The organism is Staphylococcus lugdunensis (genome assembly GCF_001558775.1).
GTDB classification, from domain to species: domain Bacteria; phylum Bacillota; class Bacilli; order Staphylococcales; family Staphylococcaceae; genus Staphylococcus; species Staphylococcus lugdunensis.
Window position 1 is genome coordinate 2,439,615 of record NZ_CP014022.1, and the last position, 24,985, is coordinate 2,464,599.

Sequence of the window (24,985 nt, forward strand, 5' to 3'; positions counted from 1 at the left end):
TCTTCACGTCCTTATGGTATATTATTTAAAATTTCTACTTTTTGTATGAAATATCCATTATCAATAGTAGTATCAAGTAACGTATTTGGTGTTGCATCTATAATTTCTTTTAAATTAGATAAACCTAAACCACGATTTTTGCCTTTAGTAGAAAAATTCTCTTGAAAAAGTTCATGAATTTTGGGCGTTGTATCGCTACATTTATTCATTACAATAAATAACACAGAATCCTCATTTTTTATAAAGGCAATGCGGATTAATGCATCTTCTAAACTTTCTGAAGCTTCAATGGCATTGTCAATGATAATGCCAATCACTCGACTTAAATCAACTGTGTTCATTTCAATATGTTCAATTAGTTCTGGAACCTCAATGCTGATGGGAATGTTTTTTTCTTGCGCTTGTAAAATTTTGGTTGTCACAAGACCTTTGATGGCACGAACCTTTAGCTTATCTGTACCATTAATTTTAATAGAATTCATTTGTAAATTGTCTTTCATCGATACAATATTATTATTAAAATATTCTCTTAAACCCGGCATATCATCTTCGCGTATATACTCAGACATGGTAGATAAAATATTAACATAATCATGACGGAACTTACGCATTTCGTTATTAATCGATTCTATTTGCAGCGTGTACTCGTAGTATGTTTCTATCTCTTTTAAATTACGCTTATACTGCATCTCCCTATGTACAGAGAATGTAATAACGATGATAAAAATTGCAAGGAATATTAAAATTCCTATGAATAAAAGTGCAAATAGTTTCCATTCTTGGTATGTTTGCTGGAATTTTAATGAATATAAATAAAATATAGCGATGGTAAATGTTAAAAAAGTAGATATGACGATTATGTATACTTTATTAAAAAATAAGTATGTTTTTTTGAGTTTATTAATTAAGTATTTTGTCATAAATGCACATAAAACACCTATCAGTATGTATGATGATAAAGAAATTATTACGTATATTATCCTAAATTTGATAAAATTACCTATTAATATTATGAGTGAAACTGAGAAAAAGTTACTTATGTACATTATTAAGGCAGAGCCTAATATAGCGATTATAGAATAAAACCCTATTTTTACATAAAAGTATATTAAACAAATAATAAGTAAAAAGATAATTGATTGTCTGCCAAAAACAACAAATAATACGGCAGAAGGGACTATTATGCCGGCAACGGCTAAATAATCCCTTAAGTAAAACTTAACGTTTGCAATAATTTTAGCTACAATTATTAACATAACTGCTTGAAAGATTGATATGAAGATACTGTTTAAATATTCCATTCTTTACACACTTTCTATCTTTAATTTCTGTGTAAATCGATTAATTCTTGAGGTACTTCTGGTTCATCAAAATAACCATTACACATATCTTGTACAGAAAAATTTCCAATAAATTCGAAAATTACGCTAATCCCTTTTGTAAATAATCCGCTTAATAAGTTCATGATTATGTTTCCTCCTTGGAAAAGAATATTGGTAATAATGTTATAGCTTCTAAGCACATGCCTAAAGCTATTAATTGCATGTATGGCTCACTTACAAACAACATTAGCACCAAAAAACAGATTGAAATAAGAATGGCATTTCTTTTCTTTTTCTTTCTGAGATGGGGCAGTATGGGTTGTTTTTTAGTTGCCGCTGGTGCGTAACATATAATAATTATGAATGCGATAAATGCTAGCAAAATCATGAATGTCCAAGACACTTGAAAATGCACAATTGACCAAGGTAATGCCACAAATAAAACTAAATTTTGAATGTGGCACAACAATGATGACCTTGCGTGTGCACCATGCGCAAAACGTCTAACGAAAAAATACGTTAAGTGTGTAATTAATGTGTAAAGAAAGGTATGGAATAAAAGAGCAACACCATAAGTAACAATAGTTTTGAAAAAATTACCTAATGCGACTTGTATGCCTAGGCGTATCTTCAAAAATTGAATATGGTCTAGATTGTTTTGACGCTGCAAGTATCTAGCAAATCTTTCAATTTTTTTGTCTATCGCCTTCAAATTAGCGTCACGCTCCTTGGTATCATTATACAATTTTACGCAATTCATTTGATCATTAATGCCTAACTGTTTAATTCGCATACAAATATGTTATATATATGTTCTTTGTTTAATTTTAACATATTTAAGATACAGTTAAGAATAAAAATGAATTAGTTGAGAATTTTTAGACTATTTATGTAATTATCATGTTTTAATATAGACATATCACAGAGATGTGATAGATATTGATAAAGCTTTTTGAAAACTAATTGGATTGTAGCTACGATAAGCTTTTCAATTTTCCAACAATGATTGTAGTAAGTTGTTGGAGCTGTATATTCTCAATAATAGAAGTTATTCATTCTTAACTATGTTTTCTTCGTTAAATTGATTAATTATTGTTAAGCCATCCCAACTTAATGATAATTGATGAATTGCTAACATTGAGTTGTGTAGGGCTCAATGTAGATAATTACGCTTAGCTACTTAACTGTAGAAGGTAATTATTGTACTAGTGTTACTCTAGTCAGAAGATTTTCATAATTAATAACATCCCCAAATTATTATTGAAAATAACTGTAAAAACATTCCCTTAATAAGCGAAAAAAGTCGTGAGTCACTCCCAAACTCACGACTTTTATTTGTTTATTTGTATAAATGTGGCACTAAGCTGTCAAATACAGGTATTGCTTTACGTTGTTGTTCAACTGCATCTATATCTATAGTAACTGTAAGTTCTTTTTCGGTGGTAGATAATTCTTGAATGATTTCGCCATTAGGATTAATAACCACGGAATGTCCGGCATATTGCGTTTTTCCATCATACCCACAACCATTACATCCTATTACATACATATTATTTTCGATTGCACGTGCTTTTAGCAACACTTGCCAATGGTTAAGACGTGCACTTGGCCACTGTGCAACATAAAATGCAATTGCCGCACCGCTTCTTGCAGGATATCTTAGTAATTCAGGAAATCGTAAGTCATAACAAATCATTTGTGTCACTTTTACACCGTTTGATAATTTAAATGTTTCTGGAACATTTTTACCAGCAGTTAGGAATGCTGGTTCATCTAACATGGGAACTAAATGCATTTTGTCATATTGGTTTATCACTTTACCAGTTTTATCAATTGCAAATGCAGTATTAAATATGTGGTCATGATGCTTATTTGATACAGACCCAGCAATAATATCTACTTGATATTGTAGTGCTAAATTTTTAATGAAATCTGTACTTCTTTCTAAATCAAAATCTGCTTTTTCTTCTAGTTGCTCTAATGCATATCCATTATTCCACATTTCAGGTAGAATCACGACATCAGTGTCTTGTTGTAAAGAATTCGAAAACCATGTTTTTATTTTATGTTCATTTGCATTCACATCTGCATAAGCAACGTTAAATTGTAAAAGTTGAAGTTTCATCGTATCACTCCTTAGGTGATTGTTAAATCTAATTTACTAAAAACAATAAAGAAACGCAAAAAGAGGGCAAGGAATAATCAATTTTGATTTATTCTGCCCTCGTTTATATAAAAAGCTATTTATAATGCTATGGATTATTTTCGTACAAGAAAGCGTGCGTCGACAGGTTGGATTTCTTTTTCATTAGGTTCTTCACGCACATCTCCAAATGGCATTTGAGCCATTAATTCCCAAGTTTCGGGAATATCAAAGTCTTGATGTGTTACTGCATCAACAAGTGGATTGTAGTGTTGGAGTGAAGCACCAATACCCTTTGTACTTAGAGCAGTCCAAATCGCAAATTGATGCATTGCGTTTGCTTGTGTTGACCAAATCGCAAAGTTTTCTGCATAAGAAGGCATTTGTTCTTGTAACCCTTTAACTACAGATTGATCTTCAAAATATAATATTGTACCGTAAGAATGTTTAAAGTTATCGATTTTTTGTTCAGTTGCAGTGAAGTCTCGATCAGCACCCATTTTTTCTTTTAATACAGCTTTAGTATTGTCCCAAAATTGTTTATTCTTATTATTCAATAATAAGACAATGCGTGTTGATTGTGAATTGAAAGCGGAGGGCACATGTTTTATTGCTTGAGTCATAATTTGTTCTAATTCCTCATCACTAATAGAAATGCTTTCTTTTAAATTATAGACTGTACGTCTTCCCTCGATAGCATTTAGAAATGATTTTTCACTATTTTTGCTAAATAAACCCATTTTAAAAACTCCTTTGCCTTTTAATATACTTAGGATAATAGATATACTCAACGAAGTGAAATAAATTTACTTTAAAGTTTCAGAAATATTAATATTACTTTTCAATAATAATAATTAAATGCATATGTATGTAAACTTCTTTATACTAGTAAGTGAAAGAAGTCATGACATGTAGAGAGGAGGTGGAATAGAGATGACACGAAAAAAGACAAAGATCAAATATTTATCTGCAAGTTTTGCTATTGCTGTAAGCACACAGGTTATAAGTCCGCATATAACTCATGCACAGGATAATACGCTATATAACAAAGTTACTAATGAAAAATCAACTGCTCATTCAGATAATTTATCACAAGACAATAGTAACCAGAAAGATTCAGATAATACGAACCAACCAAGCAATTCGTCAAATAGTGCCAACAATGAAGGCAAAGACAACAGACCAAATAAGCCATCGGATGGTACGGATAACGGAGGCAAAGATAACAGGCCAAACAAACCATCGGATGGTACGGACAATGAAGGCAAAGACAACAAGCCAAACAAGCCATCAGATGGTACAGATAACGGAGGCAAAGATAACAGGCCAAACAAACCATCGGATGGTACGGACAATGAAGGCAAAGACAACAAGCCAAACAAGCCATCAGATGGTACAGATAACGGAGGCAAAGATAACAAGCCAAACAAACCATCAGATGGTACGGATAACGGAGGCAAAGACAACAAGCCAAACAAGCCATCGGATGGTACGGATAATGGAGGCAAAGATAACAAACCAAACAAGCCATCGGATGGCACGGACCATGGAGGTAAAGATAACAAGCCAAACAAGCCATCAGATGGCACGGATCATGGAGGTAAAGACAACAAGCCATCCGACGGGAAGGACAATGGGGGAACACCTTCTCATCCACAGCCACCAACACAAAATGGTGGTCATGGTCACAAACCAACGAATCAACCAAATAATAAAGATAACAATAATGGACAAAATAACGGTAATGGAAATCAAGGTTGGAACACATCTAATGGACAACAATATCCTCAAAATGGAGAGAAAACAGATCATAATGTCTCGGATGATTTCATTAATCAAATTAATGGACGGGGACATGATTCTGGTCGTAATTCGTCATCTTATTTTCCACGAAATCATTATGATGAGGGACCTGTTGCTAACAATCAACGTCAATCAATCATGAAACGATTTAAATCATTAGCCATTGGCTCATTTAAATATAATCCATTTATTATAGAACAGGTAAACAAACTTGGCGAGAGTGGTAACCAAGTTTCTGATCAAGATTTATATGCACTTTTTAGAAAACAAAATTTTAGTGGCAATAGTTATTTAAATTCATTACAACGTGGTTCAAATTATTTTAGATTTGAATATTTCAATCCAACAAACTCATCAAAGTACTATAAAAACTTGGATGAGCAGGTATTAGCTTTAATAACTGGAGAAATTGGTTCAATGCCTGATTTGAAAAAACCAGTTGATAAAAAAGGTGAAGATAATCATACTCAGCGTTCTGAGGATAAAATTATTTCTGCAGAAGGTGAAGACCATAAGCAAGGCATGACAGATGTTAAATTTAATCGTTTAAATATAACGCTTATTGGAAGTATGTGTGTGATCTTTGTTGCCGTAATGGTTTACTGGTTCATCAATCGTCAAAAGGAAAAAGAACAATAAATGAATAAATATTTATTTCAGTTTAGGATATAAATATTTTTGACAAATTACCAGAGCCTTATTTTTTATATTAAGTACTACTAAGACAAAGTACGAAACACTTCGCCAAGACATATAAAAGCACAGCGGGCCCCAACACAAAGACTTTCCAAAAGAAAGTCCACGAACAACGCAAGTTGGGGTGACTGAAACTGATTCCCTAAGTATGCGAACCAATAATGTGGAGTATTGAAGATAAAAGAAGCACACAGATGATTAATGTCAAACCATCTGTGTGCTATTATTTTGGAAATTATGTTCCAGCTTTGCGTTTTGTATTTAAACATTTTAGAAATCGACGTAGACCAGTTCAATTTCCTACTTAAAATGTTAAATATCCCATCCTAGCAGTAATATATGCTTAGATGGGATTCTTTGATTAAAAAAATAAATGGAAAATAGCATTTGCTTGTGTTTGTAAATGTTTAAGCACATCGCCGAAACAAACTTGCATAATAACAACAAATCCGTTTTGCATCATATGTATCATAATTGACACTGCAATACGTTTAGTCAATACATAGGCAAGAGAAAATATCATTCCCATACCAAAGTAGACAATAATAAATGTTATGTCATTATGTGCTAGTGCAAAGAGTAATGAGCTGACAACAGATGCAATTAGAAATCGCATTACTATATTTCCCTTAAGCCTATCTAAAATTTCCCCAAATATTACTTTCCTAAAAACATATTCTTCTAGAATAGGTCCTACGATAGAAATTAATATAATAAATATTGGTGCTTGTCGAGCTATGTCCATCAATCGTTCTGTATTAGGACTGGCTTTAAGCTCACCAAAAATCCAAGTATTAATCAAACCAGCAAACATTTGATAAATCATTACGACGATAAAACCTAATAATGCGTATTGAACTAAATAACGTTTAGGTTCTTTGTAATCTGATTCGAGTTTAGTTGGATTCTTAATTACTTTTTGCAGCAAAATAATAATGATCGCTGCAATGATAAATAAAATAACTTGAATATAAATAGCAACATGCAATAGCTGTGTAGGTGACTTAATTTGAAAACTAGTTAATTTAATTATAAATACAGGTAGATATTGAGCTAGTGCATAGATGACTATTGTTAGGAAAGAAATCCAAATTCTGGACATAAAGTACCTCCAATAAATGTAAATAACACTTATTATATTGTATCTTAAAAGCAAGATTAGCACAAAAAAGAAGGAAGCTTTTTGCTTGAAATTTTGACCAACTTTGATTAATATAAAAAGTAGCTTAGCACTCTACTTGTTAAAGTGCTAAAATATTTGTCCCATTGAGGAGGAAAACACATGCTTAAACCAATAGGTAATCGTGTAGTAATTGAAAAAAAAGAACAAGAACAAACAACTAAAAGTGGCATTGTTTTAACTGATAGTGCTAAAGAAAAATCTAATGAAGGTGTAGTTATCGCGGTAGGTTTAGGTCGACAACTTGAAAATGGTCAACGTATCACTCCAGATGTTAACGAAGGGGATAGAGTTGTATTCCAAGAATATGCGGGAACTGAAATAAAACAAGGAAACGACACATATTTAATATTAAATGCTGATGATATTTTAGCAATTATAGAATAATAATATAATTTATAGAATTCAATTTTTACAGACACATATTTTAATGGAGGTTAAATAGAATGGCAAAAGATCTTAAATTTTCAGAAGACGCACGTCAAGCAATGTTACGTGGTGTGGATAAATTAGCAAATGCAGTTAAAGTAACAATAGGACCCAAAGGACGTAACGTTGTTTTAGATAAAGAATATGCTGCACCACTTATTACTAATGATGGTGTGACAATCGCAAAAGAAATTGAACTTGAAGATCCATATGAAAACATGGGGGCAAAATTAGTTCAAGAGGTAGCTAATAAAACAAATGAAATTGCTGGGGATGGAACAACAACTGCTACAGTGCTAGCACAAGCAATGATTCAAGAAGGACTTAAAAACGTAACGAGTGGTGCAAATCCAGTTGGCTTACGTCAAGGTATTGATAAAGCAGTTAAAGTAGCTATCGAAGCATTACATGATATATCACAAAAAGTTGAAAATAAAAATGAAATTGCACAAGTTGGGGCTATTTCTGCAGCAGATGAAGAGATTGGACAATATATTTCAGAAGCTATGGATAAAGTAGGTAATGATGGCGTAATAACTATTGAAGAATCTAGTGGTTTCAATACTGAACTTGAAGTTGTAGAAGGTATGCAATTTGATAGAGGTTACCAATCACCATATATGGTTACGGATTCAGATAAAATGACTGCAGAATTAGAACGTCCATATATATTAGTTACAGATAAAAAAATATCTTCATTCCAAGATATTTTACCTTTACTAGAACAAGTCGTTCAATCTAGTCGCCCAATATTAATTGTTGCTGATGAAGTAGAAGGTGATGCATTAACTAATATCGTTCTAAACCGCATGCGTGGAACATTCACTGCAGTTGCTGTTAAAGCACCAGGCTTTGGTGACCGTCGTAAAGCTATGTTAGAAGATTTAGCTATTTTGACAGGTGCACAAGTGATTACTGATGACTTAGGTTTAGAACTTAAAGATGCAACGATGGATATGTTAGGTAGTGCCAATAAAGTTGAAGTAACGAAAGATAATACAACGATTGTTGATGGTGATGGAGACAATAACAATATCGATGCACGTGTTAGTCAAATTAAAGCACAAATTGAAGAAACTGACTCAGACTTTGACAAAGAAAAATTACAAGAACGTCTTGCAAAATTAGCTGGGGGCGTTGCAGTAATTAAAGTTGGCGCAGCTTCTGAGACAGAATTAAAAGAGCGTAAATTGCGTATTGAAGATGCTTTAAACTCAACTCGCGCAGCTGTAGAAGAAGGTATTGTTGCTGGTGGTGGTACAGCACTAGTTAATATCTATAAAAAAGTGAGCGATATTCAAGCAGAAGGTGATGTAGAGACTGGTATCAATATCGTCTTAAAAGCATTAACAGCACCGGTTAGACAAATCGCAGAAAATGCAGGACTAGAAGGTTCAATCATCGTTGAACGTTTAAAACATGCGGACTCTGGTGTTGGATTTAACGCTGCTACTAACGAATGGGTAAATATGTTAGAAGCTGGTATTGTTGATCCAACAAAAGTAACGCGTTCAGCTTTACAACATGCAGCAAGTGTTGCAGCAATGTTCTTAACAACAGAAGCAGTTGTAGCTAATATTCCTGAACCTGAAAGCAATAACCAACCACCAATGGGCGGCGGCATGCCAGGTATGATGTAAAAAGACCGTTGAACACTGTTGTAGTAGCTTTTGAAATCTTCAATGGTCATAATTTGGGCATATAAATTTTAAAATAAATCTTTTGAGACGTTTTCCATGAGTTTACTAAACTTTTGGGAAGCGTCTTTTTTGTATGAGTTCGTAATCTTAGCGTAGATGTTCATAGTGGTATTTATATCTTTATGGCGCAAGCGTTCTTGTATTTCCTTAATATGCACACCAGCCTCTATAAGTAACGCACAATGAGTATGACGAAATGAATGAGTGCTTATTTGTTTATTAGTTATGTCAGTCTTTTTAAGTATAGCTTTTATCCATAATTGTAGTTTTTTAATTACAAGAGGGTAGCCGTTAACATCAGTAAAAACGAAATTATTATCTACATACAATTCGTTTTTCCATGTGTCCTGAACATCCACTTTATAGTTTTTAAGTAATTTAATCACATGAGGATCAACTGGAATTTTTCCGATTGAGCTTTCAGTTTTTGGTGTAAGTATTTGATATTGCTTTTTATTGTTATTTGGATTGTAATAAGTCTTTGTAATATTGATTGTGTTATTCTCAAAGTCTATATCAGACCACTTCAATGCCAATAATTCACCTGCACGCATGCCTGTATATGCTAATGTACAAAATACTTCAAAGCTATTTTGTGGTGAATGGTGATTTTTGGCAATTTCCAGGAATTGAAATAATTCATCTTTTTCAAGAAACTTTTTATGTATCTCAGTATCTTCTAATTCTTCCACACTAACTTTCTTTTTAGGTCGTTTAATACCCTCGCTAGGCATTATTCTTATTAATTTCATATCGTATGCGTACTTAAATATCATATTCGTAGAGGCTATAATGCTATCAATATAATTCTTGCTATACTGTGCGCTTATATCATTTACAAAGCGTTGATAATCATGTTTATTGATAGTTTGTATTGGTTTATTGTTAAAGCGTTCTATGGCGTGGTGTATGGCTTTCTCGCGTGCTCTGACACTACTTACTTTTACCTCGTTAGCATATTGTTTAAGCCAATCGTTAGCAACCTGTTTAAATGTAGATGTGGACGGTGCGATATAATCACCGGTTCTTAATTGACGTTCTACCATTTCAGCGTGGTGTTTAGCGTCTGATTTGCGTTTAAAACCTGAGTTTGAAATATATTTATATTTGCCCGTTTTTGCGTCTTTTCCTAGTGATATACGATAGCGCCATGTATTTCCGCGTTTTTCATAACTTGCCATTTGATCACCTCGATTAATATTCTTTAAAAATATCACTAGATAAACGGCTATCAGTTTGTAAAATTTCTTTATGTAGAGTCGTACATTTTTCGCCTTTATTTGGAAAAAGCTCTTCAATATCGTCTATATTTTTTACTATTATTTCAGAAACATACCCACTTAACTTTTGGTTAATTTTTTTAAATAACAAGTTTTTAAGGCCTGCAGATAAACTATCAACGTATTTTTTTAATCCGATATTTTCATCTTCATTTTTAATCGTGAAAATAAATCTATGTTGTGAATTAGTTATCTTTTCAGTTTCTTTATATGAGACGTCTAAGTCAAAATTTAATTTTTGCCTATTATCTAATTCGACGTCTACTAAAATTTCAAAGTCAAAATTTTCAATCGAAAAAGCGTGAGTAATGTTTGCAGTTACTTCAAATCCCTCGAAAACATCATTAATTTTATAATTCGGTTCTTCATCAAAAGTAAAGTCAAAATTGATCGGATTATGTTCAAAAAATTCTGAAGGAGATATGTGCAGATAACTACATAATTTATCTATAGCATCATATCTTATCATTTCAGAATCATTTTGTGTCATTGAAGTAAGTGAACTTCTTGCTATTTTTACATCTTTTGCAACACGAGATATTTTTAGTCCTCTTTCTGACAGTAGTTCAGACAATCTATTTCTAATCATTACAAACCTCCTAATTATGTTAATAATAGCATTTTTTTGGACGTTTATGTACAAAAAAATAAAAAATGATTGAGAAGTCAGTCGAAAAACTATTGCAAAAGAAAAACGATTATGTATAATAAAGTTATAAATTGATTGAGAAGTCAGTCAAAAACGAAGGAGGATTTTAATTATGACTATTTTAGCGAATACTAGAAAGTTTAAAGAAGCTATGTTCTTAAAAGGTTTTAATTTATCTGATTTATCTCGTGAAACAGGTGTTGGAATTTCTTATTTAAGCCAAATTATTAATGGTAAAAAGATTCCAAGCCCTAAATTAGCTAAGAAAATGGCAGAAGTTTTACAAGTTGAGGTAAATGAATTATTTGAATTTGAAGTAAAGGAGGCATAAACCAATGTTCAACATTAATATTGATGAAGATGAAGCACGTGAGTTACTTGAGCAGGCTATCAATGTACGTGTGGACGAATTAGCGAAAGAGAAATATTTTATGACTTACAAAGAGTTGTCTAACTATCTGAATTTAAGTAAGCCTACTATTGAAGAATTACTTATTAATAATGGCATGAAATATTATATGGTCGGATCTACGTACAGATTCAAAAAGTCTGATGTAGATGAATTCATGGAACAGCTTACTGCTCATATGAATATCCAGAATAACGACTTTAAACAAGTCAATATCAAAAAGTTATTGGAGGCAAGGCAATGAAAATGTACTTAACTTATATCTGCTTAGTTTCATTGTTAACAATTTTATTACTAGCAATATCTAACATGTATGTCGCTTTTAGTGTGTACGGCATGATGGTAACTTATGGATGTAATTTAACAGGAGGATTAGAAAATGAATAATGAACAAAAAGAAGTAATAGAACACGTGGTTTATCAACTTGAGTTAAGTGTCATGAATAACTTGGAAAGTTATGAACACACGGAATATGTTGATGGTATTGAAGTGGTTTCAGAGGTTAGTCGTGAAAAGCACTTAGAATTGATAATGAAATGGTGCGCACAAGAATTAAAGAATAATTTTCAATTAGAGAAAGGAGAATAAAAATGAATTGGGAAATTAAAAATTTATTTAGCGATTTAAAGTTGTTGAAAGATAGTTTTGAGGATTTAAAGGATAATCATGGTTGGCATTTTGAGGAGTTATATCCACATGAACCAAATCATAACTTAAATAAAGATGAATTAATTAGAGAGGGTTTTTCTTATCATGAGAGACGTATTCACAATAATCAAATGTTTGATTTATTCCATCTCTATATAGAACAGTTCGATAAAATTATACAAAAGTTTCATGAATTAGAAAAAGCATCATCTGAGAACTTTGGCGAGGAATCAGATGACGCACAAAAATTAAAAATCACAGAGTAATTTAGAAATTACACATCTATATTATAACATTTTTTACTCTGTGAATCACTAGAGGTGCAAAAAATGAATGAAATTAAATTAGAATATGACACACATGTTTCAGTGGTACATTATGAAAGTTTAGACTCACGTTCATTTAAGAGCTTTTCAAAACCTAAATGGAGTAAGTTAATTAATAAACTGTCTGTGCCTATAGAAGCAAATTATAAGTATGCACGTGGTGTTGCTGTGTACGGTGATATTAAAGACGGTGCAAATGATCATGGTGAAATTATCAAAAAGCATCGAAACGATAAAAATGTCATATACAGAAATGTGATTGTACTTGATTATGATGAAATAAATGATTTAAAGCAATTACATGAAGCAATCAGCTCAGCTTTAAGCAATGTTGCATGGTTTTGGCACACATCGTTCAGCCATACAACTGAACAATCTAGAATACGCCTGTATATCCCTCTAAATGAGCGCATAAGTGCAGATGATTATCGTAAATATACAAAAGTATTAGCAAATAAAATTGGCCACAAAGTTGATGAAGGTTCATATCAGCCAAGTAGATGTTTTGCATTAACAGTTATTCAAAAAGGGCACATATTTATTAAGCGAGTGAATGACTGTCCAATTATGGATGTTGATATGCTCGAACAGTGGTCAAAGGAGTATAAACAATCAAATGCTAGTCCTAATGTTATAGGATATACGCGACGTGATAGTGCGTACTGGCGTGAGTTAAGCTTTGGAACAACCGAAGGCAATCGTAACAATGCACTAGCTAGCTTAGTTGGGCATTTATTAAGATGTCACGTTAATGATTATATTGTGTATTCATATGCTTTATTATGGGGACAATTCGCATGTAAACCACCTATGAAAGAACAAGAAATCAACGCTACTTTTCAATCGATATTAAATAAACACTATAACAATTAGAAAGGAGCTTTGTATGGAAACAGGTAAAAGTGATGTACTTGATAAAATTGAAAAAATTAATAAAAAAGATAGTGCCTTACAAGAAATTATACCGAAAGGATATGAAATTGAACATCATCAATGCGGTGTTGCCTTATATCAACTTATACCAAGTAAAAAAGAAGGTGAACCAGATAAAAAGGTTTTTATCACAAGTACAATCCCTCAAATCACTGAACGCTTTGAAGATATTGAAAGTAACGAGGTCAGCTTCAATATGCTTTTCTATGACAATAAAACGCCGGTAAATATAGCTGTGAGTGCTGAAGAGATTTCAGATAGTCGTCAACTCTTGAAATTGGTTAATAAAAAGCTAGATGTAACATCGTCGACATCTACTAAACTTGTTGACTATATTAATGTATCTAAACGGTATAATCCACCATTAAATGTTAAAGTTGCAACGCGTTTGGGGCATGTGAAAGGTTATTTTATTTATCCTTATCAAGAAGTAATGAAAGACAGCAATGTCAAGTTGTTTAGCAATGATAAAGGGTTTCAAAAGTTAATAGACTCTTTTCGAAGTAAAGGAACACTACAAGGTTACTCTAAAAAGGTGTTTGCTCAAATAAAAGATTTACCAATGGTAATGGTTATGCTGTATGCATCTTTAGGCTCAGTTTTATTAAGAGAATTTGGATTACAGCCCTTTATTGTAGAAATATCAGGTAGTACATCCACAGGTAAAACATTCACACTCAACTTAGTATCAAGTGTTTGGGGAACCAGTGACCTTATTACGACATGGAGTTCTACTCAAAATAGTATTGAATCAATGGCGTCATTTTTGAACTCATTTCCAATGTTTAAAGATGATACACGTAACACACATCCTAAGTTTGTTACCAGTGCCACATATAACTTTTCTAGTGGCGAAAGTAAATCAAGAAGTAATATTAATTTAACGCTAAACGCTAAAAAAGAATGGCGAAATATTTTAATTTCTACTGGTGAATCATCTATCGCAAATATGGCTGATGAAAAAGCGGGTGTATCAGCACGTGTAGTTACACTACAAGATCAACCATATCCAGATAATTTTGATTTTACCACATTAGACAAATCGTTTAGGGAGAACTATGGAACGTTAGGGTTGGCATTTATTAAACAATATGAGTCTAAAAAAGACGTGTATAAGAAAGCTTTTGAGAGCTATCAACGGTATTTTAATCAAAAAGGTAGTAATGAAATCATGCAACGTTTAGGACGTGCCTTTGCGTTACTACAAGTTACCGGTGAGGTTTTGAATGATATTGATGGATTTGAACATGATCATTTTAAGATTATTGAACAAGCCTATGACAGCATGGTTAAAAACAATAAGACAATTGATAAACCTAAGCAACTGTTAGAGGAACTATTACAATATTTAGATGCGAATAGAAATAATATCGTAGGTGACGGTTATGATTCAGTAAATTACGGAGATGTTAAAGCGGTATATAAACATGATTTTCTTTGTATTAAAAATGAAACTGTTAAAAATAAATTAGGTCATGAGATGCAGACTATTACAGGACAATGGAATAAAAAAGGTTATTTAATTACAGATAAGAAAAGATTACAAAAACAAGTGAAACATAAATCAGAAAGGCATTTGGGATATGCAATCAAAAAAGAAATAATTGAAGAGTTAGGTTTTGACTTTTCCCATTCTCATAATCCATATAATGAAAATTATTAGTACACTCTAGTACACAGTCGAATTTAAAATGTGTGTACTTAAGAAAAGTTGTCATATCAATGATTAAGAACGTTAGTACACGAAGTACACATTCATATATAGATAGTATAAATAAAAAAGATGAAAGTTTTATTATATGTTTCTGAATTATATATAAAGCTATCATTGGAAATTTAGTGTACTTTGTGTACTAAGTACTATATCCCTATGCTTATCAATGCGTCGATTGGTACACAAAAATTAAAATCGTTGTGTATTTAATTACGTATAGTACACAGTTATTAAATAATTTATGGCTCAAGTGACAAATGGTAATAATAAGACATAAAAATAACAGGAGGTTACACATGGAAAAAGAGCAACTTAAACAGTATATGTACGATTATGTAAAAGAATATGAGGAAATTCCTATTTATCAGTTAGAAGATTTATTTAAAGAATTAGATCATGATTATAAAGGTAAAACGAGTGTGACACATGATCAGGATAAGAATATCGTCTTTTGGAGTGGTTGGAATAAGCTCACAATGTATGCGTTGATTGAGTTAGTTAAGGGAGAACATCTTGATCTAGTTTATAGAGGAAGCTATGTCATGCGCTATTTGTTAGATGGTAGAGTGCCAAGTTTACCATTAGCTATTACTTATCCAGAATATGGGCAACAAACTGAAGTACCTTCATGGGTACCGATGTTACTGAGAGTGACTAAATAAGGAGTGAATGAATATGAATATAGAAATTATCGCAAATCAATTTGAAACAAGAGCAGCTGCGTTATTAAGGTACTACACAGGATTATTAGAGAGCAGCAAAAAGACACCGTTTGGATTCAAAATATATAACGATCCGTTTGATATGGTGTATGTGGTCATGGAAGGTAATTTGTACGGTCATATCTACATCAAAGATTGTAATGTTAGAAAAGCGTTTGAATTAGCGTCTCCTAAGCACACTGAAGGGCTTATAAGAAGTATTGAGGGTCATTATGCAGGTTATGAAATACCAGATGGTACACATGACACTATAAGCGATATGATGGCTAGTTTTATGTTTGATAACGATTATTTTATGTATGGATTGGAAACATTCGCAGAAAGTAATAATACTGATATGTTCACTTATATTGAGGGTGGATTAAATGTTGAAGAACTTGAGGGTGTTCAGTCTAGTAATGCTGATGTGATAGGTAATATCGAAATATTATATCAGTTAGCTACTGGAATTAATGAACCTGCAAGTGAGCTAGTTGAAGGATTAAAATTAGTTACTGCATTTGTACAAGATGAGAATGCCACACTAGATGATTATAAGGCGTTAGAGCGTAAGTTGAGTGAATTGAAATCATCTTATTACAGTTTGAGTAAATAGTAATAAAAAGAGGTCACATACTCTTGTGTGACTTCTTCATTTAGCTAATAAATGTTAACTATTGTAGAAATACACTAGGGTGTGCGAGTTTGTGAAAGCGAACATTAGTTCTTTTCGTGATATTTCTATATATAACTGAAAAAGTGTTTGTTAAAGCTTTTATTACAATAGTTTGACGTATGTTAATAGTAAGTTAAATAAATTCAAATAGCGAACATTAGTTTGTTATAATCGTGCAAATTTAGTATAATAGATGTATAAAGTAAATGTGAAGTGAGGTGAAACATATGCAGAAATTAGTCGAAAAAGAAAAGACGTATAACTTACCCGATGAACACCGCCAAGTACTCAATGTGATAAGAAATACGTCTAAGAAATATATTACTAAAACCAAAATCTTAAATCAATTGGGATATGAATATAATTCGAGTAATGAACGATGGTTAAGAAAGGTGATCAATTCATTAGTTTATGATTATGCCTATCCTATAGGGTGTAGTTATAAACGTAATGAACGTGGTTATTACATTATTACAACGGAACAAGAGAAGCAACAAGCAATGATTAGTATTAAAAAGTTAGCTGATGGCAGTATGAAACGCTATGAAGCTTTGAAACGAATTGAAGTTTAAAGGAGTATATTATATGAAAGCAAATCAGTACGAAGAATTAAGCGAAGTTTTAGATCTAACTGAAAGTCAAAAGCTGAAATTATATGTATATCAAGAGAGACAAAATAAAAACATAAAACAAGACAGTAAAGAATCAAAACAAAATAATGAAGAAGCAAATCGTGAAAAACGTCAAAAAATCTTGGATATAAAAGATGATGTAACTAGACAAAATGCAATTGCGAAAAATAGAGAGTTATTTAAATAGGAGGCATACCATTGAAAACATTAGATCAAATTGAAAAATATAAAACTAACATTGAGGATTACCGAAAAGAGATTAAAAACCTAGACGCAGAAGTTAAAAATGATGGCAAACAACTAGATGATATCAATCAAGAGTATCAAGATTTAGTGATTAATGGCGAAGTAGAAAAAGCTGACAAACTTTATACAAAAATAGAAAAATTAGAATCTGATTATAGAGCTAAAAGTAAACGTTTAATGGTTATGAAACAGTCATTCAAAAAAGTTGTCATAAAAAACTGTGAAAACATGCAAGATGTCGCGGATGAATTAAGTGATGAATACAATGAAACGTATCAAGATGATTTAAAGCGATACGAAACACTCAATCAACAACTTAAAGACGCTAAGGATAAACTTTTAGGTTATAACGACGAGTACAGTGCTAAACAAAGAACCTTAACACAATATATTGATCGATTGAAAAGAGAGAATAACATTCAACCTGTAGAATTTATAGGGAATGTAAATATTATTCAACCATTTAACATTTAATAAACGCATTGCTCACTCAAATGATTGGGTGGGCTTATTTTAACAGAGAGAAGTGAATAAATATGCCTAAATTAACGCCTAAACAAGAGCGTTTTGTGAATGAGTATATAAGAACATTAAATGTTACACAAAGCGCTATAACAGCCGGATATTCGCCTAAGACAGCACACGTTACGGGAAGTCGATTATTAAAGAAAAAACATATTAATGAATATATTCAAGAACAAAAGAAAAAAGTGATAGACGAAAGTATATTAAGTGCTAATGAGTTATTACATTTATTAACAAATTCAGCTGTCGGTGACGAGACAGAAACAAAGGAAGTTATTGTTAAGCGTGGTGAATATAAAGAAAACCCACAGAACGGTAAAATTCAGTTAGTGTATAATGAATATGTTGAACTTATAGAAATACCTATAAAACCAAGTGACCGTTTAAGAGCTCGTGATATGCTTGGGAAATATCATAAACTGTTTACTGAGAAAAAAGAGTTCACTGCTGACACTCCGGTAATTATAAATATTGGTGAATGGGACGAAGAAGATGAAGAAGATAAACAGAGAACACTAGATAAAATAAATGATAACTATCCTAATAGAACAATGATTGTTGATGATATACCGTTAGAGGATTAATGTGAAACCATTACCTTCAAATAGGTGGTGGTTTATTTTATCTAAATTCTTTCCGCAATTTCAGATTAAGTTGACAAATTTGAGTGGATGTATGGTAAAAAATGTTGAAATGCTCTATATTATAAATAAGAGTTGCAAATGCGTAACACATCTTAGCGAATACACACAAAGATATATACTGTTTTTGTGTACCAATTATAGAAAGTATACACAGTGACAGTGTATAGTCACTGTTATTTTTATGTTCAATATGATGTGTTGATTATGGAGGAGTTTATCATGGCTGAGCAAAAATACCTGACAACAGTTGAAAATATAATTGGTTTAATGAAAGAAGAAATAAAAAACATTTCTCCTTTAAGACTACAAAAAACATTATACTTTTTATTTGCATATTATGGTGCTTCATATGGGCAACTATCTAAAAGTAAAGAATATGAAGTTACAAAAAGTGAAAGTTTAAACTTGCCTGAATATTTATTTGACGCTCAATTTGAAGCTTGGCAATACGGCCCTGTTATTCGAGACGTATATAAGAACAATAAATATAGTCTTGGCTATAATGACATAGACTTTTCAATGAGTAATTTTGAAATAGAAGATAAAACAATGCAGCAGGAAATTACAGAATATTTGAGAGAAATTATTAAGAGTACTTTAAAAATTAGTGATTTTGGTTTAGTAGAACGTTCTCATGAAGATGAAGAGTGGAAAAATAAAATTACTCAGCAAGAAATTATGAATAACGATTTAATTATTAAGGAATATATAGGATTGGTAAATGCCTAGATTTAATAGTAATGTTACTTCTAAAAAAAGAAAAAAGAACGTTCACGTTGAAATAGTTAATAAAGATTTTTTACCAACTAGAAATGAATTTGAAACTGACAAAGTAGAAATCGAGTTAAGAAATGCTGAAGTAAAAGAAGTTGTTTTTTTTAATGAAGAAGTAAAGTATTCAAAACAAAATAATGATCTGAAATTTACTAATTTTATTTCTGATTTTACACAACAAAATCAAATCAATGCTATAACCCATTTCAGTGAAAATATAAGCATAGTCAAAAATAACCCCGATGAAGCTACGAATATAAATTATGATGAGAGAATGTTATCAATTTTATCTTTATATACTCAACAAGATATTAGAAATATAAAGGGCTTAATGAAAACAGATATTAGAGGGTTACTTGATGTTCAAGAGGGTTTAAGAGTATATTGGTATTACGATTTGATTGATAACGAAATAAAAATAGTTTGTATTGATCCACAACATTTAGTTTTACCAAGTCAGCATGGTAAAATGAATAAAGATAAAATGATGATTACAACCTATCAATCAGTTACTAATAGCAAAAAACATTGTATTAGTCGGTATTTTATTAATTAGCATACGGGTAAGTTAAATATATCGTTTCAAGCGTCACTTACGAGTGACGTTTTTTGTATTTTAGGACGCTGAGAAACGCCCTGTGTTGCAGTGGGGAATGAGTTTTAATAACTATGTATGCAAAATGTATATATTACATTGTTAAATTCGACATCATCAAAGGCTGGTTAATCGATTTTCGAGATTGGTCGAAGATTGAAGCATGTGAAAGAAAATGACCTAGCACATGGAGAATTGGGTAATTGGTTGAAAAATATCAACTTAGATAGAACACAAGCTCATCGTTTCATTAAAGTTTCTGAAGAAATTAAAGATGTTGGTACATACCAACATTTAGGTCTGAGAGCTTTATCGGAAATAGCTAACTTACCTGTACCAGAACGCACCAAAATACACATAACATCAAACAGCAAAACTAAAATTCCATACTAAATGTTTATGAATTTAACTGCAGAACTCAATTTTGAGCCTTGTAAAATTACATAAATTAGTTATATAAAAATTATTTATGGGTATTATATAAACGGGAGGGGCAACGTTATTACTTGCCTATTAGAACATGGAATAGTTCTGTTCCAACTAGTCAGGTATTAAGTGACTTATGGGGAAAAATCAGTTAGAATATAAAAAGTGAATGATCCTTTTCTAGGCAGGTACTTCGGTACTTGCCTATTTTTTATTCACAAACTTCTATATCAAAAAGCTTTCATGTGATAATAAAAATTCTCTCACACGTTAAAAACAATGTATAAGTTAATTATGGCTTAACGAAATACATTCATATCATCGAGTAGGATAGGTATAAGTATTGACTATTATTTTTAAAAATCTATAATTGAAAATGAATATCAATTAAAAACGAAAGGATGATATTATGAAAGGATTAATTGGAATTTTATTATGTAGTTTATTTATTTTGACTGCGTGTTCAGCGTCTGTCGATAAAACAAGTGACTCGACAAAGACTATAGACTATAAAATTGAAAATGGTAAAACACTGAAAGTACCAGAGAAACCTAAAAGAGTTGCTGTATTAACTGGATTTTATGTTGGTGATTTTATAAAGTTAGGAATCAAACCAATTGCTGTTTCAGATATAACTAAAGATTCTTCAATCTTAAAACCTTATTTAAAAGGGGTTGATTATATTGGAGAAAACGATGTTGAAAAAGTTGCTAAAGCAAAACCAGATTTAATAGTTGTAGATGCTATGGATAAAAATATTAAAAAATATCAAAAAATAGCGCCAACAGTCCCATATACATACAATAAATACAATCATAAAGAAATATTAAAAGAAATAGGCAAGTTGACTAATAATGAGGATAAAGCCAAAAAATGGATTGAAGAGTGGGAAGATAAAACTAGAAAAGATAAAAAAGAAATTCAAAGTAAAGTTGGTCAAGCAACAGCATCTGTGTTTGAACCAGATGAAAAGCAAATATACATATATAACTCTACATGGGGTCGTGGTTTGGATATTGTTCATGATGCATTCGGTATGCCAATGACAAAGCAATATAAAGATAAATTACAAGAAGATAAAAAAGGTTATGCTTCCATTTCAAAAGAAAATATTAGTAAATATGCTGGTGATTATATATTTTTAAGTAAACCTTCGTACGGAAAATTTGATTTTGAAAAAACACATACATGGCAGAATATTGAAGCTGTAAAAAAAGGACATGTAATTTCATATAAAGCAGAAGATTATTGGTTCACAGATCCTATTACATTAGAACATTTGAGAAGTAAATTAAAAAAAGAAATTTTAAATAAATCTCACTAGAAATAAGTTATAAAAATTTCTAATGTATTAATAATAATATTTTTAAGGAGTGATTAAATGAAACGACTGGATGGAATTCCCGAATCAATGTTAATTCCTTTGATAGCTCGAGCAAAAGAGTACGAATACGAAAAACCAATAATAAAAGACGCACTATCTAAAAAAATATTTGATGGTTTAGATGATATGTACAAAAATGTTACATGTGATGACATGTCTCAAATTGGAATTAGTATACGTTCTGTGATAATAGATAGTGTTACTAAAAGACTTATCAAGGATAATAAAAATTTGATTGTGGTCAATATAGGTTGTGGCTTAGATACAAGGTTTCAAAGATTTAATAAAGAAAAAATATCGTGGATAGATTTAGATGTACCTGAATCAATAGAAATACGAAAAACATTTTTTAAAGAAACAGATAGTTATAAGATGATAGCTAAATCAATGCTGGATTACAGTTGGATTGAAGATGTTAAAAATTATAAATTTTTTAATAGTAAGTCAAATATATTGTTTATCTTTGAAGGTGTATTGATGTATTTTGATGAGAGTGTAATGACTAAATTATTACATACTATTATTAAAAAGTTTGGAGATCATAATTTGGCCTTTGCGATTGAATTTTGCTCAAAAACAATTGCAAGTAATACAAAAAGACATAAATCTGTATCAAAATTATCCTCACAACCTGTTTTTAAATATGGATACAATGATTTAAATGAATTGGATAAAGTTTTACCAAATAAAATGAAAGTTATAAATGAATATAATTACTTTGACTACCATAAGAAAAGGTGGGGGCTCTTTGGGTATTGTAGATATATACCTTATCTGAAAAAAAGGCTAAACAATAAAATAGTAATTATGGAATATAAACCAGCTTAAAAATTTACTGATAATTGAGTATTAAAATAAAACATTTCAAAAAAGATGTAGCTAGAAATTTATTAAAAGTAAAGTGCACAAATATCTTGTGTTTTTTCAATTTTAACGTTTTACACTTAACTTTGTTAGGTGATATAAGATGCTGAGAGAAGCATTATATTGCAACGAGAAATCATTCTATGGATAAACATATTAATTATTGTAAATATATTTATAAAGGTTTGTGTGTGAAATAATTGGTGGTCATAACTTGGTCATAATGAAATGAAAAAATTAAAAAAAATGAATGTTTAAAGAATGCAAAATGCTGATTTAATAGGCTTTTTGTATGTGATTTATATCTATTTCATACTGCCCTTAATGCCAGGTATGATGTAAAATAGCGTTAAAAAGTTAAATATAGAGCCTAAGACATAATTATTATGTCTTAGGCTCTTAACTATTATATTGGTAGTATTTTACTAGATTGAAAATAAGTTTACACCAAGCTTTTTCCGTCCTAATCAACTTTGAAAGTTAAGAACGTTAAACATTTTGATTCATTAAAAACTCCGTTCTTTTAAGCGTGTAGTATAAAATATAAAAAACAGTCTGGGACATAAAATTCTTAGACAAATAGAATTTCGAGAAGAAATTCGTCAGACAAAGCGAGTTGGGGTGGGGCCCCAACAAAAAGAAATGCGAAAAGCATTTCGTCGAACAAAGCAAGTTGGGGTGACTAAAGCTGTCCCCTAAGAAAGCGAGCAAACAATACGAAGTATTAAATCAAAAAGGAGCACTCAGATGAGTTGAATTCAATTCATCTGAGTGCTCCTTCTCTGAGATTTATGTGCCAGACTCTATTATTTGGGGGAAAATGGTCTAGCCTATATTTTTCATGAATGATATTCTAAAAAATGTTTTTCAAATCAACGATTTCCTTATTTTAAATCTTCAATAGCTTGAGCAATCGAATTAAATACATGCGGAATATCATCTTTTTCGACACAGCTGAAGGCAACACGAATATCAGTGTCATTTAAGGCAATAATACCGATTGAATATTTATTAATTAAATGAACACGTAATTCCTCAGGATCAACACCGTTCACTTTAAGTGCCATAAAGTAGCCTGAATTAAAATCATAAGCTTGCCAATGACGTTGGTATTGTTTATCATAAACGACTTCTTTAGTTACAGCATAACGCTCTTGCAAAGTATTAATGTTTGCTTGAATTTCTTTATTAAATTGTTCATGATGTTCTAATACATATTTAATTGCGTTTTGTGATGGCATTGGTCCACTAGAAATATTACTTCTGATTAACCCTTTGACTTTAGCTTCTAATACTTGTTGAGCTGTATCATTATGAATACCAAATGTCATAAAGCCAACACGCAATCCCCATGCAAAAAATTCTTTTGTTGCACCATCTAAACGAACAGGTAAAATATTCTTGTGATTTAAAGTAGTGAGCGCTGTGAAGATAGATTGCGTATAGACATCTTCATAAAATAAACCATAATATGCATCGTCTACAACCGCAATTACTTTTGTCCCCTTATTGGCTAATGCTTCAATGGCTTCAACAATTGTTTTCACTTCTTGTTTAGTTGGTGTATAGCCAGTTGGATTATTTGGATAATTTAAAATCATAATAACCTTGTCAGAAGTGTAATGTTCTAAAGTTGATACTAATGCATCCGTAGTATAATGGCCATTATTATCAAAAATATCATAAGTATTGATATTAGCTTGATGTCTTGTATTAAAGATTAGTTTATAGTTACCCCAATTATGTGATGGCAATAAAATAGTATCATTTGTATCAACAAAGAGATCACCAATTAGTGACAAACCATGAGTAAGCGCATTTGTCACGATTGGTTTACTGATCATATGTGACTTTAAATCTGGATTTTCTTTTAATATTTTTTCTTGCCACAATGTTCTTAATCCTTCAATGCCTTGAGGTGGCGCATAAGGAAAAATTTCATCTGGTGATAAATGATTAAAGACACCATATAATTCGTTAGCATACATTTTACCGTCTTTATCTGTGGCCATTCCTATTGTGGCATTATATTTTGTAGACTTGGCATCTGCTGATTGGGAAAGAATACCTTTTGGGTAAAACATTTCTTTACCTAATTGAGACAACATGGATAAAACTTCTGGATTGTACTGATAAAGTTCATTATTTAAGTTCTGTGCTAATGGGTTCATTTATTTAACCTCACTTTAATTTATATTCATACTTATATTATCTTGAAAATTGATAAAGATAAAGTCATCTTAAAAATATAGGTAAATAAATTTCTTCAATACGAACATATGTTC

Annotated in this window: 30 protein-coding genes and 1 pseudogene; 22 read left to right on the forward strand and 9 right to left on the reverse strand. The window is 31.3% G+C overall.

Going from position 1 to position 24,985, the window contains the following annotated elements:
• Window positions 1-11 precede the first annotated feature (11 nt).
• The 5 genes from agrC to AL499_RS11440 all read right to left on the reverse strand — a co-directional run bounded on the left by agrC (window position 12) and on the right by AL499_RS11440 (window position 4,205).
• The gene (agrC, locus tag AL499_RS11420) at window positions 12-1,301 is read right to left on the reverse strand and encodes a quorum-sensing sensor histidine kinase AgrC (RefSeq protein ID WP_002461417.1); all 1,290 of its coding nucleotides are present in this window, start codon (window positions 1,299-1,301) and stop codon (window positions 12-14) included.
• A 20-nt stretch (window positions 1,302-1,321) separates the two neighbouring features.
• Entirely contained in the window at window positions 1,322-1,465 is a 144-nt protein-coding gene (agrD, locus tag AL499_RS11425; RefSeq protein ID WP_002461416.1) for a cyclic lactone autoinducer peptide AgrD, read from the reverse strand.
• A gap of 2 nt (window positions 1,466-1,467) precedes the next feature.
• On the reverse strand, window positions 1,468-2,034 hold the full coding sequence (locus AL499_RS11430) for an accessory gene regulator AgrB (RefSeq protein ID WP_037540641.1): 567 nt from the start codon (window positions 2,032-2,034) through the stop codon (window positions 1,468-1,470).
• A 627-nt stretch (window positions 2,035-2,661) separates the two neighbouring features.
• A complete protein-coding gene (locus AL499_RS11435; RefSeq protein ID WP_002492308.1) occupies window positions 2,662-3,447 on the reverse strand; it encodes a carbon-nitrogen family hydrolase in 786 nt (261 codons plus the stop codon).
• Between the two features lie 134 nt (window positions 3,448-3,581).
• Complete coding sequence (locus AL499_RS11440; RefSeq protein ID WP_002461413.1) at window positions 3,582-4,205, reverse strand: nitroreductase family protein; 624 nt, start codon at window positions 4,203-4,205, stop codon at window positions 3,582-3,584.
• A gap of 193 nt (window positions 4,206-4,398) precedes the next feature.
• Here AL499_RS11440 and AL499_RS11445 point away from each other — a divergent pair, with 193 nt between their 5' ends.
• Window positions 4,399-5,907, forward strand: a complete 1,509-nt coding sequence (locus AL499_RS11445) for an SdrH family protein (protein ID WP_062248909.1) — start codon at window positions 4,399-4,401, stop codon at window positions 5,905-5,907.
• 418 nt (window positions 5,908-6,325) lie between these two features.
• On the opposite strand, the gene mroQ is transcribed toward AL499_RS11445, so the two are convergent.
• The gene (mroQ, locus tag AL499_RS11450) at window positions 6,326-7,066 is read right to left on the reverse strand and encodes an intramembrane glutamic endopeptidase MroQ (RefSeq protein ID WP_002461411.1); all 741 of its coding nucleotides are present in this window, start codon (window positions 7,064-7,066) and stop codon (window positions 6,326-6,328) included.
• A 180-nt stretch (window positions 7,067-7,246) separates the two neighbouring features.
• Between mroQ and groES the strand changes: the two genes are divergently transcribed.
• Entirely contained in the window at window positions 7,247-7,531 is a 285-nt protein-coding gene (gene groES, locus AL499_RS11455; RefSeq protein ID WP_002461410.1) for a co-chaperone GroES, read from the forward strand.
• Window positions 7,532-7,590: 59 nt separating this feature from the next.
• On the forward strand, window positions 7,591-9,213 hold the full coding sequence (gene groL / locus AL499_RS11460) for a chaperonin GroEL (protein WP_002461409.1): 1,623 nt from the start codon (window positions 7,591-7,593) through the stop codon (window positions 9,211-9,213).
• Between the two features lie 68 nt (window positions 9,214-9,281).
• On the opposite strand, the gene AL499_RS11465 is transcribed toward groL, so the two are convergent.
• Together AL499_RS11465 and AL499_RS11470 are read right to left on the reverse strand one after the other, a co-directional pair.
• On the reverse strand, window positions 9,282-10,454 hold the full coding sequence (locus AL499_RS11465) for a site-specific integrase (protein WP_002492309.1): 1,173 nt from the start codon (window positions 10,452-10,454) through the stop codon (window positions 9,282-9,284).
• 13 nt (window positions 10,455-10,467) lie between these two features.
• Window positions 10,468-11,142, reverse strand: coding sequence for a helix-turn-helix domain-containing protein (locus tag AL499_RS11470; protein ID WP_002445345.1), 675 nt, complete (start codon window positions 11,140-11,142; stop codon window positions 10,468-10,470).
• 172 nt (window positions 11,143-11,314) lie between these two features.
• On the opposite strand from AL499_RS11470, the gene AL499_RS11475 reads away from it, so the two are divergent.
• From AL499_RS11475 to AL499_RS11560, 19 genes and pseudogenes are all read left to right on the forward strand, one after another.
• Window positions 11,315-11,533, forward strand: a complete 219-nt coding sequence (locus tag AL499_RS11475; RefSeq protein ID WP_000153640.1) for a helix-turn-helix domain-containing protein — start codon at window positions 11,315-11,317, stop codon at window positions 11,531-11,533.
• A 4-nt stretch (window positions 11,534-11,537) separates the two neighbouring features.
• Window positions 11,538-11,855, forward strand: coding sequence for a helix-turn-helix domain-containing protein (locus AL499_RS11480; protein WP_002445364.1), 318 nt, complete (start codon window positions 11,538-11,540; stop codon window positions 11,853-11,855).
• Window positions 11,852-11,998: a hypothetical protein gene (locus tag AL499_RS11485; protein WP_002445365.1), complete on the forward strand. Its 147-nt coding sequence runs from the start codon at window positions 11,852-11,854 to the stop codon at window positions 11,996-11,998. Before AL499_RS11480 ends, AL499_RS11485 begins: the two co-directional genes overlap by 4 nt.
• Window positions 11,991-12,200: a type II toxin-antitoxin system antitoxin TscA gene (gene tscA / locus AL499_RS11490; protein WP_001058489.1), complete on the forward strand. Its 210-nt coding sequence runs from the start codon at window positions 11,991-11,993 to the stop codon at window positions 12,198-12,200. Before AL499_RS11485 ends, tscA begins: the two co-directional genes overlap by 8 nt.
• Window positions 12,201-12,202: 2 nt before the next feature.
• A complete protein-coding gene (tscT, locus tag AL499_RS11495) occupies window positions 12,203-12,526 on the forward strand; it encodes a type II toxin-antitoxin system toxin TscT (RefSeq protein ID WP_002445368.1) in 324 nt (107 codons plus the stop codon).
• Between the two features lie 63 nt (window positions 12,527-12,589).
• Window positions 12,590-13,459, forward strand: a complete 870-nt coding sequence (locus AL499_RS11500; protein WP_002445370.1) for a primase alpha helix C-terminal domain-containing protein — start codon at window positions 12,590-12,592, stop codon at window positions 13,457-13,459.
• Window positions 13,460-13,472: 13 nt separating this feature from the next.
• Entirely contained in the window at window positions 13,473-15,182 is a 1,710-nt protein-coding gene (locus tag AL499_RS11505) for a DUF927 domain-containing protein (RefSeq protein ID WP_002445371.1), read from the forward strand.
• Between the two features lie 347 nt (window positions 15,183-15,529).
• Window positions 15,530-15,895 carry a hypothetical protein gene (locus AL499_RS11510; protein WP_002445372.1) on the forward strand — a complete coding sequence of 122 codons (366 nt, stop codon included), beginning with the start codon at window positions 15,530-15,532 and terminating at the stop codon, window positions 15,893-15,895.
• Between the two features lie 13 nt (window positions 15,896-15,908).
• Window positions 15,909-16,550 carry a pathogenicity island protein gene (locus tag AL499_RS11515; protein WP_002492310.1) on the forward strand — a complete coding sequence of 214 codons (642 nt, stop codon included), beginning with the start codon at window positions 15,909-15,911 and terminating at the stop codon, window positions 16,548-16,550.
• A 287-nt stretch (window positions 16,551-16,837) separates the two neighbouring features.
• Entirely contained in the window at window positions 16,838-17,182 is a 345-nt protein-coding gene (locus AL499_RS11520) for a hypothetical protein (RefSeq protein WP_002445374.1), read from the forward strand.
• A gap of 13 nt (window positions 17,183-17,195) precedes the next feature.
• Complete coding sequence (locus AL499_RS11525) at window positions 17,196-17,429, forward strand: hypothetical protein (RefSeq protein ID WP_002492317.1); 234 nt, start codon at window positions 17,196-17,198, stop codon at window positions 17,427-17,429.
• A gap of 11 nt (window positions 17,430-17,440) precedes the next feature.
• Window positions 17,441-17,962: a coiled-coil domain-containing protein gene (locus AL499_RS11530; protein WP_002445376.1), complete on the forward strand. Its 522-nt coding sequence runs from the start codon at window positions 17,441-17,443 to the stop codon at window positions 17,960-17,962.
• A gap of 62 nt (window positions 17,963-18,024) precedes the next feature.
• On the forward strand, window positions 18,025-18,597 hold the full coding sequence (locus AL499_RS11535; RefSeq protein ID WP_002445377.1) for a terminase small subunit: 573 nt from the start codon (window positions 18,025-18,027) through the stop codon (window positions 18,595-18,597).
• A gap of 279 nt (window positions 18,598-18,876) precedes the next feature.
• Complete coding sequence (locus AL499_RS11540) at window positions 18,877-19,386, forward strand: Panacea domain-containing protein (protein ID WP_002492698.1); 510 nt, start codon at window positions 18,877-18,879, stop codon at window positions 19,384-19,386.
• On the forward strand, window positions 19,379-19,987 hold the full coding sequence (locus AL499_RS11545) for a hypothetical protein (RefSeq protein ID WP_002445379.1): 609 nt from the start codon (window positions 19,379-19,381) through the stop codon (window positions 19,985-19,987). The genes AL499_RS11540 and AL499_RS11545 overlap by 8 nt, the downstream gene beginning before the upstream one ends.
• Before the next feature lie 204 nt (window positions 19,988-20,191).
• On the forward strand, window positions 20,192-20,419 hold the full coding sequence (locus tag AL499_RS11550) for a hypothetical protein (RefSeq protein WP_002445380.1): 228 nt from the start codon (window positions 20,192-20,194) through the stop codon (window positions 20,417-20,419).
• A 77-nt stretch (window positions 20,420-20,496) separates the two neighbouring features.
• A pseudogene (locus AL499_RS12780) lies at window positions 20,497-20,607 on the forward strand (hypothetical protein); the annotation flags it as partial.
• A 254-nt stretch (window positions 20,608-20,861) separates the two neighbouring features.
• Entirely contained in the window at window positions 20,862-21,776 is a 915-nt protein-coding gene (locus tag AL499_RS11555) for an iron-hydroxamate ABC transporter substrate-binding protein (RefSeq protein ID WP_002445383.1), read from the forward strand.
• Between the two features lie 57 nt (window positions 21,777-21,833).
• Window positions 21,834-22,664, forward strand: coding sequence for a class I SAM-dependent methyltransferase (locus AL499_RS11560; RefSeq protein ID WP_062248912.1), 831 nt, complete (start codon window positions 21,834-21,836; stop codon window positions 22,662-22,664).
• A 920-nt stretch (window positions 22,665-23,584) separates the two neighbouring features.
• Here the strand turns inward: AL499_RS11560 and AL499_RS11565 are convergent.
• Window positions 23,585-24,871: an aminotransferase class I/II-fold pyridoxal phosphate-dependent enzyme gene (locus AL499_RS11565; protein ID WP_002492717.1), complete on the reverse strand. Its 1,287-nt coding sequence runs from the start codon at window positions 24,869-24,871 to the stop codon at window positions 23,585-23,587.
• Window positions 24,872-24,985 lie beyond the last annotated feature (114 nt).

Excerpts from the sequence above, each read along its gene's own strand:
- AL499_RS11560 (WP_062248912.1), top strand. The coding sequence starts at position 21,834 with ATGAAACGACTGGATGGAATTCCCGAATCAATGTTAATTCCTTTGATA.
- AL499_RS11535 (WP_002445377.1), top strand. The coding sequence starts at position 18,025 with ATGCCTAAATTAACGCCTAAACAAGAGCGTTTTGTGAATGAGTATATA.
- AL499_RS11525 (WP_002492317.1), top strand. The coding sequence starts at position 17,196 with ATGAAAGCAAATCAGTACGAAGAATTAAGCGAAGTTTTAGATCTAACT.
- AL499_RS11440 (WP_002461413.1), bottom strand. The coding sequence starts at position 4,205 with ATGGGTTTATTTAGCAAAAATAGTGAAAAATCATTTCTAAATGCTATC.
- AL499_RS11555 (WP_002445383.1), top strand. The coding sequence starts at position 20,862 with ATGAAAGGATTAATTGGAATTTTATTATGTAGTTTATTTATTTTGACT.
- AL499_RS11515 (WP_002492310.1), top strand. The coding sequence starts at position 15,909 with ATGAATATAGAAATTATCGCAAATCAATTTGAAACAAGAGCAGCTGCG.
- AL499_RS11500 (WP_002445370.1), top strand. The coding sequence starts at position 12,590 with ATGAATGAAATTAAATTAGAATATGACACACATGTTTCAGTGGTACAT.
- AL499_RS11435 (WP_002492308.1), bottom strand. The coding sequence starts at position 3,447 with ATGAAACTTCAACTTTTACAATTTAACGTTGCTTATGCAGATGTGAAT.
- AL499_RS11480 (WP_002445364.1), top strand. The coding sequence starts at position 11,538 with ATGTTCAACATTAATATTGATGAAGATGAAGCACGTGAGTTACTTGAG.
- agrD (WP_002461416.1), bottom strand. The coding sequence starts at position 1,465 with ATGAACTTATTAAGCGGATTATTTACAAAAGGGATTAGCGTAATTTTC.
- AL499_RS11445 (WP_062248909.1), top strand. The coding sequence starts at position 4,399 with ATGACACGAAAAAAGACAAAGATCAAATATTTATCTGCAAGTTTTGCT.
- tscT (WP_002445368.1), top strand. The coding sequence starts at position 12,203 with ATGAATTGGGAAATTAAAAATTTATTTAGCGATTTAAAGTTGTTGAAA.
- agrC (WP_002461417.1), bottom strand. The coding sequence starts at position 1,301 with ATGGAATATTTAAACAGTATCTTCATATCAATCTTTCAAGCAGTTATG.
- AL499_RS11475 (WP_000153640.1), top strand. The coding sequence starts at position 11,315 with ATGACTATTTTAGCGAATACTAGAAAGTTTAAAGAAGCTATGTTCTTA.
- AL499_RS11510 (WP_002445372.1), top strand. The coding sequence starts at position 15,530 with ATGGAAAAAGAGCAACTTAAACAGTATATGTACGATTATGTAAAAGAA.
- mroQ (WP_002461411.1), bottom strand. The coding sequence starts at position 7,066 with ATGTCCAGAATTTGGATTTCTTTCCTAACAATAGTCATCTATGCACTA.
- AL499_RS11540 (WP_002492698.1), top strand. The coding sequence starts at position 18,877 with ATGGCTGAGCAAAAATACCTGACAACAGTTGAAAATATAATTGGTTTA.
- AL499_RS11485 (WP_002445365.1), top strand. The coding sequence starts at position 11,852 with ATGAAAATGTACTTAACTTATATCTGCTTAGTTTCATTGTTAACAATT.
- tscA (WP_001058489.1), top strand. The coding sequence starts at position 11,991 with ATGAATAATGAACAAAAAGAAGTAATAGAACACGTGGTTTATCAACTT.
- AL499_RS11565 (WP_002492717.1), bottom strand. The coding sequence starts at position 24,871 with ATGAACCCATTAGCACAGAACTTAAATAATGAACTTTATCAGTACAAT.
- groL (WP_002461409.1), top strand. The coding sequence starts at position 7,591 with ATGGCAAAAGATCTTAAATTTTCAGAAGACGCACGTCAAGCAATGTTA.
- AL499_RS11470 (WP_002445345.1), bottom strand. The coding sequence starts at position 11,142 with ATGATTAGAAATAGATTGTCTGAACTACTGTCAGAAAGAGGACTAAAA.
- AL499_RS11545 (WP_002445379.1), top strand. The coding sequence starts at position 19,379 with ATGCCTAGATTTAATAGTAATGTTACTTCTAAAAAAAGAAAAAAGAAC.
- AL499_RS11520 (WP_002445374.1), top strand. The coding sequence starts at position 16,838 with ATGCAGAAATTAGTCGAAAAAGAAAAGACGTATAACTTACCCGATGAA.
- AL499_RS11465 (WP_002492309.1), bottom strand. The coding sequence starts at position 10,454 with ATGGCAAGTTATGAAAAACGCGGAAATACATGGCGCTATCGTATATCA.
- groES (WP_002461410.1), top strand. The coding sequence starts at position 7,247 with ATGCTTAAACCAATAGGTAATCGTGTAGTAATTGAAAAAAAAGAACAA.
- AL499_RS11505 (WP_002445371.1), top strand. The coding sequence starts at position 13,473 with ATGGAAACAGGTAAAAGTGATGTACTTGATAAAATTGAAAAAATTAAT.